The sequence below is a fragment of the Rhizorhabdus argentea genome (genome assembly GCF_037861105.1).
GTDB classification, from domain to species: Bacteria; Pseudomonadota; Alphaproteobacteria; order Sphingomonadales; family Sphingomonadaceae; genus Rhizorhabdus; species Rhizorhabdus argentea.
Genome location: NZ_JBANFK010000001.1, coordinates 16,116 through 33,073, shown reverse-complemented (window position 1 = coordinate 33,073; position 16,958 = coordinate 16,116). Strand labels below are relative to the sequence as shown.

General features: G+C 63.3%; 15 protein-coding genes. 7 read left to right on the top strand and 8 right to left on the bottom strand.

Annotated features, from left to right (window positions below):
• Window positions 1-16 precede the first annotated feature (16 nt).
• The 4 genes from AAC645_RS00150 to AAC645_RS00135 form a co-directional block, all read right to left on the bottom strand.
• Window positions 17-1,189 (bottom strand): DUF418 domain-containing protein, encoded by a 1,173-nt coding sequence (locus tag AAC645_RS00150; protein WP_340312966.1) that lies wholly within the window; start codon window positions 1,187-1,189, stop codon window positions 17-19.
• 138 nt (window positions 1,190-1,327) lie between these two features.
• Window positions 1,328-3,997, bottom strand: coding sequence for a pyruvate, phosphate dikinase (gene ppdK, locus AAC645_RS00145; RefSeq protein ID WP_340312965.1), 2,670 nt, complete (start codon window positions 3,995-3,997; stop codon window positions 1,328-1,330).
• A 54-nt stretch (window positions 3,998-4,051) separates the two neighbouring features.
• On the bottom strand, window positions 4,052-6,358 hold the full coding sequence (glyS, locus tag AAC645_RS00140) for a glycine--tRNA ligase subunit beta (RefSeq protein WP_340312964.1): 2,307 nt from the start codon (window positions 6,356-6,358) through the stop codon (window positions 4,052-4,054).
• Between the two features lie 2 nt (window positions 6,359-6,360).
• Window positions 6,361-7,236, bottom strand: coding sequence for a glycine--tRNA ligase subunit alpha (locus AAC645_RS00135; RefSeq protein ID WP_340312963.1), 876 nt, complete (start codon window positions 7,234-7,236; stop codon window positions 6,361-6,363).
• A 689-nt stretch (window positions 7,237-7,925) separates the two neighbouring features.
• Here AAC645_RS00135 and AAC645_RS00130 point away from each other — a divergent pair.
• The 3 genes from AAC645_RS00130 (at window position 7,926) to AAC645_RS00120 (ending at window position 10,940) form a co-directional block, all read left to right on the top strand.
• Window positions 7,926-9,647, top strand: a complete 1,722-nt coding sequence (locus tag AAC645_RS00130) for a calcium-binding protein (protein WP_340312962.1) — start codon at window positions 7,926-7,928, stop codon at window positions 9,645-9,647.
• Between the two features lie 70 nt (window positions 9,648-9,717).
• Entirely contained in the window at window positions 9,718-10,650 is a 933-nt protein-coding gene (locus tag AAC645_RS00125) for a TraB/GumN family protein (protein ID WP_340312961.1), read from the top strand.
• 113 nt (window positions 10,651-10,763) lie between these two features.
• Window positions 10,764-10,940, top strand: coding sequence for a hypothetical protein (locus AAC645_RS00120; protein WP_340312960.1), 177 nt, complete (start codon window positions 10,764-10,766; stop codon window positions 10,938-10,940).
• A 38-nt stretch (window positions 10,941-10,978) separates the two neighbouring features.
• Here AAC645_RS00120 and AAC645_RS00115 read toward each other — a convergent pair whose 3' ends face one another.
• Complete coding sequence (locus AAC645_RS00115; protein ID WP_340312958.1) at window positions 10,979-12,022, bottom strand: glycosyltransferase family 4 protein; 1,044 nt, start codon at window positions 12,020-12,022, stop codon at window positions 10,979-10,981.
• A gap of 107 nt (window positions 12,023-12,129) precedes the next feature.
• On the opposite strand from AAC645_RS00115, the gene AAC645_RS00110 reads away from it, so the two are divergent.
• Together AAC645_RS00110 and AAC645_RS00105 are read left to right on the top strand one after the other, a co-directional pair.
• Window positions 12,130-13,047, top strand: coding sequence for a polysaccharide pyruvyl transferase family protein (locus AAC645_RS00110; protein WP_340312956.1), 918 nt, complete (start codon window positions 12,130-12,132; stop codon window positions 13,045-13,047).
• A complete protein-coding gene (locus AAC645_RS00105) occupies window positions 13,040-13,915 on the top strand; it encodes a glycosyltransferase family 2 protein (RefSeq protein WP_340312955.1) in 876 nt (291 codons plus the stop codon). Before AAC645_RS00110 ends, AAC645_RS00105 begins: the two co-directional genes overlap by 8 nt.
• Before the next feature lie 13 nt (window positions 13,916-13,928).
• On the opposite strand, the gene AAC645_RS00100 is transcribed toward AAC645_RS00105, so the two are convergent.
• The gene (locus AAC645_RS00100) at window positions 13,929-14,147 is read right to left on the bottom strand and encodes a hypothetical protein (protein ID WP_340312954.1); all 219 of its coding nucleotides are present in this window, start codon (window positions 14,145-14,147) and stop codon (window positions 13,929-13,931) included.
• A 278-nt stretch (window positions 14,148-14,425) separates the two neighbouring features.
• Complete coding sequence (locus AAC645_RS00095) at window positions 14,426-15,145, bottom strand: dienelactone hydrolase family protein (RefSeq protein ID WP_340312953.1); 720 nt, start codon at window positions 15,143-15,145, stop codon at window positions 14,426-14,428.
• 308 nt (window positions 15,146-15,453) lie between these two features.
• On the opposite strand from AAC645_RS00095, the gene AAC645_RS00090 reads away from it, so the two are divergent.
• Together AAC645_RS00090 and ctrA are read left to right on the top strand one after the other, a co-directional pair.
• The gene (locus tag AAC645_RS00090; protein WP_340312952.1) at window positions 15,454-15,633 is read left to right on the top strand and encodes a hypothetical protein; all 180 of its coding nucleotides are present in this window, start codon (window positions 15,454-15,456) and stop codon (window positions 15,631-15,633) included.
• A gap of 129 nt (window positions 15,634-15,762) precedes the next feature.
• On the top strand, window positions 15,763-16,458 hold the full coding sequence (ctrA, locus tag AAC645_RS00085; RefSeq protein ID WP_340312950.1) for a response regulator transcription factor CtrA: 696 nt from the start codon (window positions 15,763-15,765) through the stop codon (window positions 16,456-16,458).
• Between the two features lie 96 nt (window positions 16,459-16,554).
• Here the strand turns inward: ctrA and AAC645_RS00080 are convergent, their stop codons facing one another.
• The gene (locus tag AAC645_RS00080) at window positions 16,555-16,944 is read right to left on the bottom strand and encodes a nuclear transport factor 2 family protein (protein ID WP_340312949.1); all 390 of its coding nucleotides are present in this window, start codon (window positions 16,942-16,944) and stop codon (window positions 16,555-16,557) included.
• Window positions 16,945-16,958 lie beyond the last annotated feature (14 nt).

The following is a 16,958-nucleotide window of genomic DNA, read 5'->3' as shown; positions in this document are numbered from 1 at the left end:
CGTTCCCCGGAGTGCATCACCTGAGCAACACAGGCCGCTGCCGATATGTGCTCCAGCGCCAGATCCACTCGACCGGCCCGTAGCGGAACGCCTTGAACCAGAGGGTCGCGAACAGCGCCTCGATCGCCAGGATGGCAGGCGCGACGAGCCACAGCTGCGGCCAGGACAGGCGGTTCCACAGGCCGAGGCCGAAGCCCGAGAAGATCAACGCAGCTATCAGGCTTTGGCCCAGATAGAGGGTGAGCGCCATCCGCCCCATCGTCGCGAAAGACCCCATCATGCGAGGCGCAACGCCTCCGCGCCAGAGCAGCAGGAACAGGCCGACATGACCGAGAGTCATCGCCAACCGCCCAGGCTGGTCGATCAGCGCGCTGAGCAGGGTCGGCCCGCCGTCGTGGCTCCAGACCAGCACGACGTGGATCAGCCGCAAGATCAAGCCCAGGCCATAGCCGAAAGAGGCCAATCGCACCGGCAGGCGACGATCGACAGCGGGTCCGAACAGACCCTCCCGATACAGGCCCATGCCTATCAGCATGAAGGCGGCTGCGTCGCCCACCCAGCGAAAGGTCAGCGCATTCATCGTCCAGTTCCAGCTGACATAACGCATATAGTCGAACGTCTGCCAGTAGCCGCCGAGCCGCGCCGCACCTTCGTGTGCCAGCATGGCTGGAGAGTAGATCGTTGCAAGCGGCGATATCCCGCGCGCCTCATAAGCCGCCCACGCCGAAATCAGCATCAGGATGGCCCCGGCGGCAGCGAATAGCTGTGCAGGCGTGAGCCGGTGCAGGATCAACACGACGGTACCGGCGAGCGCATAGATGACGAGGATATCGCCCGGCCATAGCAGCAGCGTACTGTCGACTATCCCGAACAGCAGTAGCAGCACGAGCCGGCGCAGATAGAGGCGCGAGCGATCGGCGCTCGGATCATCGCCGACAAAGATCAGCAGCCCGAGCCCGAACAACATGGAGAACAGCCCGCGCATCGTGCCGGTGATGAACAGTTGGGCGATCGCCCACACCTGCCAGTCGGCATCGCCGAGCGTCGGCACGGTGAGCGGCCGGTCCATCGCGATCGGGCCGCCCATGTCGAAGATGTTGACCAGCAATATGCCGCACAGGGCGATCCCGCGCAGGGCGTCGATCGAGGCGATGCGCGCCGCGGGATCGACGGGCTGCGGGACGGTCATGGCGCGGCGCCTTCTATCGTCATCCCAGCGAAGGCTGGGATCCATGTCTGCCGTCTCGCGCGATGAAGTCGATCCATCGCCCAGCCTGTAGAGACATGGATGCCAGCCTTCGCTGGCATGACCAAGAAATCAGGTACGTCAGCCCCTCGCCTTCAGCGCCGCCTGCGCCGCCGCCAACCGGGCGATCGGCACGCGATAGGGCGAGGCCGAGACGTAATCGAGGCCGGTCGCCTCGCAGAAGGCGATCGAGGCCGGATCGCCGCCATGCTCGCCGCAGATGCCCAGCTTGATGCCCGGCCGCGTCTTGCGCCCACGCTCGGCCGCCATCTCGATCAGTTCGCCGACGCCTTCGATATCGAGGCTGACGAAGGGGTCCTTGGCGTAAATGCCCTTGTCGACATAGGTCGTCAGGAACCGGCCGGCGTCGTCACGGCTGACGCCCAGCGTGGTCTGGGTCAGGTCGTTGGTGCCGAAGGAGAAGAACTCGCCGACCTCGGCGATCTCACCCGCCTTGAGCGCGGCGCGCGGCAGCTCGATCATCGTGCCGACCAGATATTCGAGGGTGCGCCCCTTCTCGGCGAACACCGCCTTAGCGGCCTTGTCGATCACGATCTTCATCAGCTCGAGTTCGCGGCGGGTTCCGACCAGCGGCACCATCACCTCGGGAATCGGCGCCTTGCCGCTCTTTTCGGCGACGTCGCAGGCCGCCTCGAAGATCGCGCGCGCCTGCATCTCGTAGATTTCGGGATAGGTGACGCCGAGCCGGCAGCCGCGATGGCCCAACATCGGGTTGAACTCGTGCAGCTCGGCCGCGCGGCGGCGGAGCGCCTCGACGCCGATGCCGGTCGCCAGTGCAACCTCGGCAAACTCCTCCTCCTCATGGGGAAGGAACTCGTGCAGCGGCGGATCCAGCAGGCGGATCGTCACCGGCAGGCCTGCCATGATCTCGAATATCTCGGTGAAGTCGGCGCGCTGTTCGGGCAGCAGCTTCTCCAGCGCGACGCGGCGGCCCTTCTCGTCCTCGGCCAGGATCATCTGGCGGACCGCGGTGATCCGCCCAGCATCGAAGAACATATGCTCGGTGCGGCACAGCCCGACGCCTTCGGCCCCGAAGATGCGGGCCGTCTTGCAGTCCAGCGGGGTCTCGGCGTTGGCGCGGACCTTCAGGCGGCGGACCTTGTCGGCCCATTCCATGAGCGTGCCGAAATCGCCGGCCAATTCGGGCTGCACGGTCGGGACCGCGCCGATCATCACTTCGCCGGTCGCACCGTCGATGGTGATGATGTCGCCCTCGCGCACTTCGCGACCGGCGACGCGGAAGATCTTCGCCTTGGCATCGATGGCGAGGTTGCCGACGCCCGAGACGCAGGGGCGGCCCATGCCGCGCGCAACCACCGCCGCGTGGCTGGTCATCCCGCCGCGCGCCGTCAGGATGCCGCGTGCCGCATGCATGCCGTGGATGTCTTCCGGCGAAGTTTCGGTACGCACCAGGATGACATGATCGCCCAGTTCGGCGCGCTCCGCGGCGGTTTCCGCGTCGAACACCACCATGCCGGACGCCGCGCCCGGCGAGGCGGGCAGGCCCTTGGCGATCACGTCGCGATGCGCCTTGGGATCGAGCGTGGGGTGGAGCAGCTGGTCGAGCGCCGACGGATCGACCCGTGCGACGGCTTCCTCCTGGGTGATCAGCCCCTCATTGGCCATGTCGACGGCGATCTTCAGCGCGGCCTTGGCGGTGCGCTTGCCGGCGCGTGTCTGCAGCATCCACAGCTTGCCCTGCTGCACCGTGAACTCGATATCCTGCATGTCGCGGTAATGCGTCTCGAGCAGGTCGAACACCTTGGCGAGCTGGCCATAGACCTCGGGCAGCGCCTCTTCCATCGAGGCGGGCTTGGCACCGGCCTGCTCGCGCGCTTCCTTCGTCAGATATTGCGGCGTGCGGATGCCGGCGACGACGTCCTCGCCCTGCGCATTGATCAGGAACTCGCCATAATAGGCGCGGTCGCCCTTGGCCGGATCGCGGGTGAAAGCGACCCCAGTGGCCGAGGTGTCGCCCATGTTGCCGAACACCATGGCCTGGACATTGACCGCGGTGCCCCATTCGGACGGGATGTCGTTGAGCCGGCGATAGACCTTGGCCCGCTCCGACTGCCACGAACCGAACACGGCGCCGATCGCACCCCACAGCTGTTCGTGGACGTCCTGCGGGAACGGCTTGTCCCACAACTCGATGACGAGCTCCTGGTAGCGCTTGACCAGCGCCTCCCAATCCTCGGCCTGCATTTCGGTATCGAGATAATAGCCCTTGTCCTCCTTGGCGATCTCAAGCGCTTCCTCGAACGCGCTGTGATCAAGCTCCAGGACGACGTCCGAATACATCTGGATAAACCGGCGATAGCTGTCCCACGCGAAGCGGGCGTCGCCGGAATTGTTGGCGAGACCGCGGACCGTCTCGTCGTTGAGACCGAGATTGAGAACCGTGTCCATCATGCCCGGCATCGAGGCGCGCGCGCCCGAGCGGACCGAGACGAGCAGCGGGTCGGCGGCCACCCCGAACTTCTTGTTGGTGATCGCCTCGATATGCGCGATCCCCATCGCGACTTCGTTCTTCAGGCTCTCGGGGAAAGCCTGACCTTCGTCATAATAGAGCTGGCACATCTCGGTCGAGATGGTGAAGCCGGGAGGAACCGGCAGGCCGATCGCCGCCATCTCCGCAAGATTGGCGCCCTTGCCGCCGAGAAGATTCTTGTCGCCCTTGCCCCCATCGGACACGCCACCACCGAAACGATACACAAATTGCGTCGTCATAAGCCGTCACTCTTCCCTATCACGACCCGCCCTTTTGTGGGCGCGGCAATCGAATCAGCCTTCTATTTTCGAGAAGTCGGCAACGTTGTGCACCGCAGCACGGATTTTTTCAAGCAGTGCGAGGCGGGTCGTTCGCTTGACGGGATCGGCATCGTTCACCGTGACCTTGTCAAAGAAGGCATCGATCGGCCCGCGCAGCGTTGCGAGCGCGGACATGGCGGCGGCGAAATCCTCCGCCTGGATGGCGGCGGTCGCATTGCTTTCGGCGGTGTCGAGCGCATCTGCGAGCGCCTGTTCCGCAGCCTCTGGCTCATACCCCCACTCCGTCATGCCAGCGGAGGCTGGCATCTCTTGAGAAGGCGCGGCACCCTCGCCTCTCGAGACCCCAGCTGGGGTGACGGAAGAGGGGGATTCCTTCTTCAGGATATTGGCCGCGCGCTTGTAGCCGGCGAGCAGGTTCGCCCCATCCTCGGTCTCGACGAACGCCTGCAGCGCCTTCACCCGCGCGAGCAGTCGGACAAGATCATCCTCACCACCGAGCGCGAACACCGCATCGATCAGGTCGTGCCGGACACCGGCCTCGCGCTGCTGTACCTTGAGGCGATCCGCTAAAAAGGCGACGTGGTCCGGTGGTGAACTAAATAGTTTCTCGGATAATGCAATGATTGCTCGATACTGCTGACGCAGTTCGGTTCTGAGCCTGACTTCATGTCCAGCAACGAGGTGGGAAGGACCGCCCTCTCCTTCAAAAATGGGATTGCCACTGCGCCAGCCATCAAACCACTGGTCATTGGGGTGCTCTTCGACGACAGACTGGTCGACTGGAACACGATCGATGTCACGGATGAGTTCCGCGTAGTATTGCGTCGGGATAGACCTAAGAGAAACTCTAGTATTGTTCTCAATCAACAGGCGGATTATTCCTAAAGCAGCACGACGTAGCGCGAACGGATCTTTTGAGCCTGTTGGAGCTTGATCTATTGAGAAAAAAGAAATGATCGAATCCAGTTTCTCCGCAAGAGCCAATATCACGGATACAGGAGCAGAAGGTACAGAATCAGCGGGCCCGATTGGCCTATATTGATCACGAATTGCGTCAGCGACAGCGTCGTTGAACGAGCTGTCACTGCGCACATAATATCCGCCCATAATTCCCTGTAGCTCGGGAAACTCGCCGACCATCTGCGAAACCAAATCTGCCTTTGAGAGCAAAGCGGCTCGCCTAACGTCTTCCTTGTCGGCTGGGATGGCGTTCTCTCTCAACCATTCGGCCAGAATTTGAATTCGAGCTACTCGGTGCCAGATCGATCCCAACCGCTCATGGTACACAATTCGCGGCAGCTTCCCGTTCCAGCTATCCAAATCGCTATCGAGATCCTGCTGCCAGAAGAATTTCGCGTCGGACAGCCGCGCTGCCAACACCTTCCCGTTCCCAGCAACGATCCCGACGCCGCCATCTTTCGCGGTGATGTTCGCGGTGCAGATGAAGGCGGGGGCGAGCTTGCCCGCGGCGTCGTTGAGCACGAAATATTTCTGGTTGGTGCGCAGCGTGAGCTGGATCACCTCGCGCGGCACGTCGAGGAAGGCCGGGTCGAAATGGCCGAGCAGCGGCACCGGCCATTCGGTCAGTCCGGCGTTCTCGGCGACCAGTCCTTCGTCGGGCACCACCGTCAGCCCTGCCTCGGCGGCCAGCTCGGCGGTGCGCGCGCGGATGATGTCGCGGCGTTCGGCATGATCGACGATGACATGGCAGGCGCGCAGCTTCGCGACATAATCGTCGGCATTACCGATCGTGATCTGCCCCGGATGGTGAAAGCGATGACCCATGGTCGCTGCACCGCTGACGATGCCGTCGACCTCGATCGCTACCACATCGTCGCCGAGCAGCGCGACGATGCCCTGCAGCGGGCGTACCCAGCGCAGCGCAGCGGTCGATTGCGAGGCGGTGCCCCAGCGCATCGACTTGGGCCAAGGGAAGCCGCGGATGATCGCGGGGATCGCCTCGGCGAGCACGTCCGCGGTGGCGCGGCCGGGCTTCTCGACGACTGCGAACAGGATGCCGTCGCGCTCGACGAGCTGCTCACGTGCGAGGCCGGTCTTGCGAAGGAACCCTTCGAGCGCCTGCGGCGGCGCAGAGGCCTTCGGGCCCTTGATCTCTTCGGACACGGCAGTTGTCTCGAGCGGCAGACCGCGCGCGATCAGCGCGAGGCGGCGCGGCGTGACATAACTTGTCAGGCTGTCGGGCTTCAGCCCGGCTCTCGCGAGCTCTTCGCCGAACAGGCGGGCGAGATCGGCCGATGCCTTCTCCTGCATCCGCGCGGGGATTTCCTCGGAGAGGAGTTCGAGGAGGAAATCAGCCACGATCACGCTTCCCACCCGTTATGCTGCATCCAGGCCGCGCAGGCACCCTTGGCCAGCTCGCGGACGCGGCCGATATAGGCCTGGCGCTCGGCGACCGAGATCACCCCCCGCGCCTGCAGCGTATTGAAGATGTGGCTCGCCTTGATCGCCTGGTCATAGGCCGGCAGCGGCAGCGGCTTTTCGCGGTCGAGCAGCGCGCGGCATTCGTCGGCGGCCTGGGTGAACTGCCGGAACAGCAGATCGGTGTTGGCCGCTTCGAAATTATAGGCGCTGAACTGACGTTCGTTCTCGAGGAAGACGTCGCCATAGCTGACGCCCTCGTCGTTGAAGGCCAGGTCGTAAACCCGATCGACGCCCTGGATATACATTGCCAGCCGTTCGAGCCCATAGGTCAGCTCGCCCGCGACCGGCTTGCAGTCGAAGCCGCCGACCTGTTGGAAATAGGTGAACTGAGTCACCTCCATGCCGTCGCACCACACTTCCCAGCCGAGGCCCCATGCCCCCAGCGTCGGGCTCTCCCAGTCATCCTCGACGAAGCGGATGTCATGCGCGAGCGGGTCGATACCGATGCGCTCCAGGCTGCCGAGATACAGCTCCTGCAGATTGGCGGGGGAAGGCTTCAGGATCACCTGATATTGATAATAATGGCCGAGGCGGTTCGGGTTCTCGCCATAGCGTCCGTCGGTCGGCCGCCGCGATGGCTGGACATAGGCGGCCTTCCACGGCTGCGGTCCAAGGGCCCGCAACGTAGTCGCCGGATGGAAGGTGCCGGCGCCCATTTCCATGTCATAGGGCTGCAGAATGACGCAGCCCTGATCGCTCCAATAATCATGGAGGGTCAGGATCAGGCGCTGGAACGAGAGCGGCTTGGTCGCCAAGGCATGTCCTTCTGGGGCGGTATCGATGTCGCACGCCCTTTGCGGCAGGGGCGGCGGCGGGTCAAGAAAGAGCCCCAACTCCCTTCGCCCGGTGCGCGGATCGTGACGACGCGAGTGCCATTGACCCGGTCCCGCCCCGGCGGCTAAGGGCAAAGACCAAGGCGCTCGTCCGAGCTTGGCCTTTGTAAGCGTTCCTGTCGACAGCACCGTTCCGTTGCCCGCTTTTCCGGCAATTCAGGCGCGTGACGCCGCGCGTTTTCAGCCGCCACAACTCTAAAAAACGTTTCGCTATCGTCACGTCGGGGCCTGCAAACGCTTTGCCTCCAAAAAGGTTCCCTGTAATCTTAGGTTAATAAAACTTTTCCTAGCCGGGGGTTTGTCAACCACGGGGGAAGAACGACATGAGTAATCCGACACGCGCGGCCGACTTCGTTGGAAGCATCGGCATTAATGTTCACATGGCGTATAATGACGGAAAATATGCCGACTACACAAAAGTCATTTCGGATCTGAAATATTTGGGCATAAATACTGTACGGGACCACGCACCGACAGTGTGGTATCAATCAAAAGCCGATAACGCTATGGCAAGCGCGGGCATAAAGTTCGATTTCTCCGCAATAGGAAATCAGTCGCCAGCCCAATTCATTTCTGCGGTTACAACGTTCGCGCAGGCTCATCCCGGCTCGGTGATCGCGCTGGAGGGTCTCAACGAAATCAACAACTGGCCGGTCAGCTACGGGGGCCAGACCGGTACGGCCGGCGCGCTGAGCTATATGACGGCCTTGACCAAGGCACTGGCCGGCAGCGCGACGCTCGCCGGCATCGACACCTATGGCCTGACCGGTGCCAATCTCGTGCAGAACGTCGATTTCGCGAACATGCACGCCTATCCGAAACAGGGTTTCCAGCCGCTTCCCACGCTCCTCAACGCTGTCCGGGACCAGACATCGGCCATGCCGGACAAGCCGATGGTGCTAACCGAGGCCGGCTATTACACCGCGCCGGCCAGCTCGAACTGGGGCGGCGTCGACCAACCTACCCAGGCCAAGATGACGCTTAACCTGCTGATGGATGCCACCAAGCTGGGCGTTTCCCATACCTATCTCTATCAGCTGCTCGATGCCTATCCCGACACTACGAAGTTGAGCGTCGACAAGAATGTCGGCCTGTTCGACATCGCCGGCAATCCGAAGCAGGCGGCCACGGCAATCCACAATCTCACGACGATCCTGGCCGACACCGGCGCCAACGCCTCGACCTTCACGACCCACGCACTGCCCTATACGGTGGCGAACCTGCCGGCCGATGGCGCGGTGCTGGCGATGCAGAAGTCGAACGGCAAGACCGACCTGGTGGCCTGGTCCGAGCCCGACATCTGGGACCAGGTCAATCATCACTCGCTTACCGCGGCCGCCAAGACTCTCACCTTCGACTTCGGCAGCAATCATGTCAGCATCGCCGTGTTCGACCCGCTGAAATCGGCGAGCCCGATCGCCACCTACGCGGACGTTACCTCGGTCAAGGTCAACGTGGTCGATCATCCGGTGATTGTCGAAGTGACCGATATTCCCGACAGCGGAACGACGACTAGTGGCATGACACCACCCGCCCCGGTTCCCGCCCCCACCAGCACCATATTGGCCTCCAACTATTCGGTGGATGCGCCGTCGGCAACGTTGCTGGCCTCGCTCGACGCCAGCGGGGCGTTCGCAGGCTCTGGCACCTTCCTATCGACCAATCTGTCCACGACTTATCCGGATTATCTCGGCGGGGCCGGTCAGGATCAGGTCTATGGCAACGGCATGGCCAACATCATCGTCGGCCGTGACGGCAACGACATCCTCTACGGCGGCGGTGGCGACGACAAATTGTATGGCGGCGCCGGCAACGACGTGATGGACGGTGGCAACGGGCATAACATCCTCTACGGCGGCACCGGCAACGACAAGATCTATGGCGGCCAGGACGGCAGCAAGCTGATCGGCGGCAGCGGAAACGACACGATCATGGGCGGCGCGGGCAACGACCTGATCGTCGGCGGCAAGGACGCCGATGTGATGACCGGCAACGGCGGCGTCGACACCTTCAGCTTCGCTGCGGGCCATTCGGCCGGGCTCTACAGCAACGACTTCGACCGGATCGTCGACTGGCACTCCGACGACCGGCTGAACGTCGGAATCATCGCCACGTCAGGCAATTATCGCGAGTCCACGGCGATCGATCTTACCGACGCCCGCGCCGATGCGAATGCCCTGTTCGCAGCCGGCACGGTCAAGCTGGCAGCGGCGCAGGTCGGATCGGACGTGTTCATCTTCGCCGAGACTGATTCCGCCCATGCCGGCTATGATCTGTCGTTCGAACTCAACAACACCAATCTGTCGACGGTGGGTTACGCCACCTTCGTCTGATGCTGCCGGGCCGGGGGTGCGCTGCGTCCCCGGCCTCGTAATCCGCTCGCACAATCCCTACACCAAGAAGATGACATTCTTCCGCCGCGCACTCGCGTCGTTTCTCGCCCTGCTGCTGGCCAGCCCCGCTGCTGCTGCACCGGCGCTGTGGAAGTTCGGCGATGCGGACACCACCATCTATCTGTTCGGGACGATTCATGCGCTCCCGCCCGGATACAAGTGGCAGGACGCCCGGATCGGCGAGGCGCTCGCAAAAGCTGACACGCTCGTCATCGAAACGGTGATCGACAAGGACCCCCAGGCCATCGCCCGGCTGTTCCCGCCACCGGACCCGAGCCTGCCGCCGATCCTCGACCGTGTGCCGGCGAAAAGCCGCGCCGCCTTCGCCCGCGAGGTCGCCCGATCGGGGTTGAGCCAGGCCGCGCTCGATCGCATGCCGACATGGCAGGCCGCGTTCATGATGATGGGCGCGATGATGCGGCATCTCGGCATCCAGCGCGATGCCGGGGTGGAGAACAACATCGCCCCCGCCTTCGAAGCGCCGCCCGCTGCCGGTGGCGTGCCCCGCAAGATCGAGGGGCTCGAGACGGCGTCCGCCCAACTCGCCCTGTTCGCCAATCTCTCCGAGGCCGATCAGCGTGAATTGCTGGCGAGCATCGTCGACGGGCAGAACGACGCCCGCACCGACTATGCGCGCATGCTCCGGGCCTGGGCCAATGGCGATGAACCGGCGATCGCCAAGGCGTTCGCCGACGACAAGGATCTCACCCCGCATCTGCGCGAGGTGCTGTTGCGGCAGCGCAACGCCAGTTGGACGCAGTGGCTGAAGGAACGGCTCGCCACGCCCGGTACCGTCTTCGTCGCGGTCGGCGCGGGGCACCTTGCCGGGCCGCTCTCGGTGCAGGCGATGCTGACGGCCGACGGCATAAAGGTCGAGCGCATCGTGGATCAGCCCCTTGGGGCTCACCCGACGACGCGCCCCAAGGTCATCGCGACACGTTAAGGAGCAGGAAAAACGGCCGTACCAGGCCCATGGCTCAGGCTGCGGAACCTTCGCCGCAGAGAGCCGTTGCAGGACTGGTTGTGGCGCTGGACTGTCCGAAGGATATCGAGGCGATGGCATCTTACAGATTGCAGTTCAGGAACATCGCCTATGCGGCGCACTATATCGATGCCAAGACCGACGCCGAGGCGCTGGCGATATGCCGCCGGGAACTCAAAGGCCATGACTGGGATCTACGGTGTGGCGAGCGCCGCGTGGCCGTTGCCCGGTCAGGCCTGCATCCGATGTAATGATGACGGGTGCCGTCGCCAGATGATCCCCGATGGCTTCAAAGATCGAGATGGCAGCGCAGTATATCGTCCATCCCGCGCGCCGCCACGTCCCAGGAAAACAGCCGTGCCCGCTCCAGACTCGCCTCGCTCAACTCCTGCCGCAACGACGGCTCGGACCACAGGCTGATCATCTGTCGGGAAAGGTCTGCCGGATCGTCGGCGTCCACATAGATCGCGGCCGAACCGCCTACCTCGGGCAAGCTGGTAAGCGCCGTGGTTACCGGCGGCGTGCCGCACGCCATCGCTTCCAGGATCGGCAATCCAAAACCTTCATAACGGCTAGGATACAGCAATGCACAGGCACCGCCGAGCAGCGCGGGAAGATCGGCGTCGGGCACGAAGCCCGCGCGAAGCACGCCGCTGCCCGAGATCTCTTCTTCGCCGCTGCCGGAGAAAATATGCGTCGCGCCTCCCGACCCGAGCAACAGCAGTTGCACATCGCGGGGAAGAAGAGCGCGGGCGCTCTGCCAGGCGCGCAACACCAGCGACAGGTTCTTTCGGGGCTCGATCGTGGAGAGGGTGACGAAATATCGCTGCGGCTGGACGCCATATTGTGTCGCGACGCTCGATATCTGCTCGGCGGTGGAAACGCAGAAGCGGGACGAGACCCCATTGGGGACGACATCGATAGCGCCTGGCGCGATGTCGAGCGCCTCGGCCAGGCGGCGGCGCGAATAGTCGGAAACGGTGACGACGCGCCTCACCCGGCGCGCCAGTCGCGGCCAAAGGAGTCGATAGGTTTGAACGAATGCGCGAGAAAACCATTCAGGATGGTCGAACACCACCGCGTCGTGGAATGTCACGACCTGTTCGCGAACAGCAAGAGGACCGGTATTGCATGGACTCCAGAGCGGCTCGCCATGACTGAGCAGCGGCAGCATCGTCTGCTCCCAGAGATGGCCACGCATGCCCGTCGCATGCCGCACCGGGATATGCTCGATGGTTTGAACACCCAGCCGCTCGATCAATTCCGAGGCCACGCGCTGCACGCCGGTTTGCGGGCCGCGCCTGAAACGCCCATTAATTCCGAGGCTTGTCATCCCGCTCGTCCTTCCGATCGTCCGCGCAGTGGCCAAAGGCGAATAGCGTTTGACCTCGGCGTTCGCTACCCGGTACGTTTGCTGCAGTGCAAGATGAGGAGCGCTCGGTGACGGTCGATCTACCGAAAGACTTCGCTTCCCACAGGTCGAATGCCTTCATCCACCCCGATGCCGTGGATAGGCTGCGCGCGCCGTTCGCCGGTCTCGCCGACGCCCTCGTGAAGGCCTCCGCGGGCCGGGACGTCTATTTCATGCGCAACGACGGAAATTACGGCGACGCGCTGATCCACCGCGGGACCGAGGTCTTCCTGGAAGATGTCGGCATCCGCTATACCCTGCTCGACATGGCCTCGCGCGGTGCGAAGATACGCGGCATGCTCCGCGGGGCCGCGGACCGGCTTCGATCGAGCGACCGCAGGGCACTGTTCATCTACAGCGGCGGCGGCGGCTGGGCGGATGTCTGCAATGTGGCGCTGAAGAATGTTCGTCGGCAATTTGCCATAACCAAGGACATGTTCGTGCTGCCGAGCACAATCGAGCACGCCCTTCCGGACCCGTCTCTGCCGCTGTTCGTGCGCGACCTGTATCAGAGCCACAGCAATCTGCCGTCGGCGCCGTTCTGCCACGACATGGCCTTCTATCTGGCGCTCGTCGATCCGGAGCGGCTGCTCGCAGATCGCACGGCCCCAACCAAGCGCCTCGGCCTCGTTTTCCGTACCGACAACGAAGCGCGCATCTCGTCGGCGGTCCAGCACCCCGACAATGTGGACATCAGCGCGCTCGGCACCACGGGAAGCCCCATCGAAGGGTTCCTGCGTCATCTCGACCAGTATGAGCATGTCCTCACGGATCGACTCCATGCGGCGATCGGGGCGGCGCTGCTGGGCAAGCGGGTGTCGATCGTCACCGGCTCCTATTTCAAGATCGAGGCGATCTACCGGTCCTCGATCGAGAATATCTTTCGGAACTGCACGCTGGTGAGCGACGGCGAGGCCGCCGCCCTGATGGAGCAGATGCATGACTGACGCCGAGAAGCGGCCCGGATTCTCGCTCGTCGTCTCGACACTGGGCCGGTGCGAGACAATCCTGGCCCTGCTCGCAAGCCTTCAGGCGCAAAGCTTCCAGGACTTCGAGGTGATCATCATCGACCAGAATGACGATGACCGTCTGGAAGCCGCGCTGGCCGGCAGCCGTTTCGGCCTCAACCTTCGTCACATCCGGACACCCGGCGAGCGAGGGCTGAGCCGCGGGCGGAACCGCGGATGGCGGGCGGCGACCGGAGGTCTCCTGCTCTTCCCCGACGACGACTGCTGGTATCCGGTCGACTTCCTGTCGCAGATCGCGGCGTCGATGGCTTCGTCCGATATCGATGTACTGGCGGGGCGCGCGGCCGATGAAGACGGGCGCAGCATCAACGGGCGATATGCAGCCACCCGGCAGGAGATCACGCGAGCCAATATCTGGATCACGCAGATCGAGTGGGTGGTCACCTTCCGCCGCGAAGTTCTGGAACAGGTCGGCGGCTATGACGAGGATATCGGCGTGGGCGCGTCCTCCGCCTGGCAGTCGGGCGAGGGGCAGGACATCATGCTCCGCGTGCTGGCAGCCGGCTTCCGATGCGTGTTCGATCCCTCGATCGCCGGCCATCATGCCGAGTTGAACGTCACCGACCCCGATCGCGCGATGTGCAACAAGGGCCGGCAATATGGGCGGGGCATGGGCCATGTGCTCCGCAAGCACCGCTTCGGGCTGCTTGCGAAGATGAAATGGCTGATGCGTCCCTTGGCGGGTGCGATTCTGTACCTGCCCCGCAACGCCCGGCGATCGCAATATTATGCGTCGGTCTGTATCGGCAGAGTCGAGGGGATCGTCGGCAGAACCTGTCGGCAGTAGCGCCGAGACGCCATCAAGCCTGAAGTGTGCCAGCCCCGTTGGGCGCCGCGTACAGCGCGCTCGCCCGCGTATGCAGCTCGGAAATCTGGGCGACCGTCAGGCACACGCGCTCGGATTGTCCATTCTCGAGCGCCTCGGTCAGCACGAACATGCCATCGCCCATGTGGTCTGCGATTATGGCCGGCGCATCCGCATCGAAATGGTCCACGAGGTCGAAACTGGTTTCGGTCATTAAGGAATTCCCCCGGAATCGCGAACGCCCCCCGTTCGCTGAGTAACGCATAATCATCTGCACTATAATTGAAAATAGGGTAGTGAAAATGATTCTATTTTCGGTCCCGGAATAGCACAGTATGCAACCTTTGCTATATCGCCTCTTTGACGTCCTCACCGCATTTCTCGGATTTTCGCCAGATCTACTCAAAAAAAACGCGAGTATCGAAACAGGGGCGAAACAATTCGGCGGAAACCTATGGACTGAACCTTCTCACCCTGCGCCTCCGCCACCGGCTATGCGCTCGCGGCGAAGCTATCGTCGAGGAACCCCTGTAGCGCGGTCCATGACTGACGGTCGGCCAGCGGATCATAGGCCATCCGCGGATCACCCATCCCGTCGACGGCTTCGTTGGTGAAGCTGTGCAGGGCGCGGCCATAGACGATGAGCTGCCAGTCGGCCGCCGCCGCAGTCATCTCAGCCTGGAAGGCCGCGACATCCTCGGGCGGCACCAGCGGATCGAGCGCCCCGGTGCATGCCAGGATCCGCGCTACGATTTCGCCTGCAGCGGCGGGCACGGTGGTGGTGAGCAGTCCGTGGAAACTCGCAACCGCGCACAGCGGCGCGCCCGAGCGGGCGAATTCGAGCACCGCAAGCCCACCGAAGCAATAGCCGATCGCAGCGATGCGGTTGGCCGGTAGCGTGCTGACTGCCGCCAGTGCATCAAACCCTGCGCGCACCCGGCGCCGCAGCAGCGCCGGATCGCCGCGGAAGCGCGCCATCGCCGGGGCGATCTCCGGGCCGTCGAGCACCCGCCCGCCGCCGTGCAGATCGGCCGCCGCGGCAATATAGCCCACGCTGGACAGCTGGGCGCAGCGCCGCCGTACATTGCCACCAATGCCGTCCGCCTCATGGACGACGAGCACGGCGCGCCCGTTGGCCGCCCCGGCAGGCCTGTGAAGCTCCCCCAGCAATTGGATGTCGCCATCGCGATAGGCGAACGCTTCGATTGTCATGGGTTCGCGCTCCGTCGTGGTCCCTGGCGTAGAGATTAACGTCCGCGCCGGCGCTTATGTCCCCCACGATCCTGGCGATCTGCCCTGCCTGATCGCATGGGACGGGCAATGATGTGGAACCAGATATGGGGTCGGCTGTTCTAGCCTCGCCGATGTAAGCGCCCCCGCTCTTCGGTACAGGACCCATCGGCATCCCCCCCGTTGCCGATGGGTCCAAATCTACGAGTGAGCGAGCGCGGTTTCGTGACGGCAACGGCATGTCCGGCAAGCAGTGTGATAACCTGGAGAGGTTCAGGGAAGCTTCGCAGATGCTTGATTATGAATATTATGCCAGCCGCGCCGAGGTCGAACTGAGACTTGCGATATCCGCGGCACATCCGGCTGCGGCGCGCGCGCATTACCATCTCGCCGGCTATTACCTCGACAAAGCCTACAGCGAACGGCCGCAGCGCGATAAGCGCCCGCCCGCACACACAATTTTTACCTAGGTAAAAACCGCTAATGGCTTTTAACGCCGCATTAATCTTTTACCTTCATTAACGACGTGGTTAATCACTGGTTCACGGGCGGCACGGGGCACGTCGTTCCCACGCCAACGCTAGAGCAGGAACAGTCGCATGCGGGTATTGTTGATCGAGGATGACCCCACCACCGCCAAGAGCATCGAGCTCATGCTGGGATCGGAAGGGTTTAACGTCTACACGACCGATCTTGGCGAGGAAGGCCTCGATCTGGGCAAGCTCTATGATTATGACATCATCGCGCTCGACCTGAACCTGCCCGATATGCACGGCTACGACGTGCTGAAGAAGCTGCGCACCGCCAAGGTCCAGACGCCGGTGATGATCCTGTCCGGCATCGGCGAGATGGACTCGAAGGTCCGGGCGCTCGGTTTCGGCGCTGACGATTATGTCACCAAGCCTTTCCACCGCGAAGAGTTGGTTGCCCGCATCCATGCGATCGTGCGCCGCTCGAAAGGCCACAGCCAGTCGGTCATCCGCACCGGCAAGCTCGCGGTCAACCTCGATGCCAAGACGGTTGAGGTCGACGGCGCCCGCGTGCACCTGACCGGCAAGGAATATGCGATGCTCGAGCTGCTATCGCTGCGCAAGGGCACTACGCTGACCAAGGAAATGTTCCTCAATCATCTCTATGGCGGGATGGACGAGCCCGAGCTCAAGATCATCGATGTCTTCATCTGCAAGCTGCGCAAGAAGCTGAGCCTCGCCTGCGGCGGCGACAATTATATCGAGACAGTCTGGGGCCGCGGCTATGTGCTGCGCGATCCCGAAGAGGGTCAGGTCGCGGCCTGAACGTACAAGTTTGCTACAGGGGCAAAGCGAGGCCGCGTTCCACAAGGAGCGCGGCCTTTTCGTGTTTGACAGATATGAAGCCTCAGGCGGGCACATTCAGCCGAGGGTGAGGTAGATTTCCGCCTCGATCACCCACTGCGCGCCGATCTTCCGCCACTTTGCGCTATAGTCTCCTGACGCAAGCGACTGACCCGTTCCAGCGGCGGCGCCTTGCCACCGGCCATGTTCAAAAGCGATCGGCTCGACCGGCGATGCGATGATCCTTTCCGGCGCGCGCGTGTAAATGGTGCGCGCCGGCCCGGCGAATTCGCGCTTCCACGCCAGGAGCTGCGCCTTGCGGCCGGAGAGAAGCGCGCTGTCGGTGCCGGCGACGAGGATGACGTTCGGCGCAAGAAGCGGACCGATGGCGTCGAGGTCGGCTTCAGCCAGGGCACGATTGAAGGCGGCGCGACGCAGGCGGATGGCGAGATCGGTCGAAGGAGTCATTCCGGGCTTTCGGC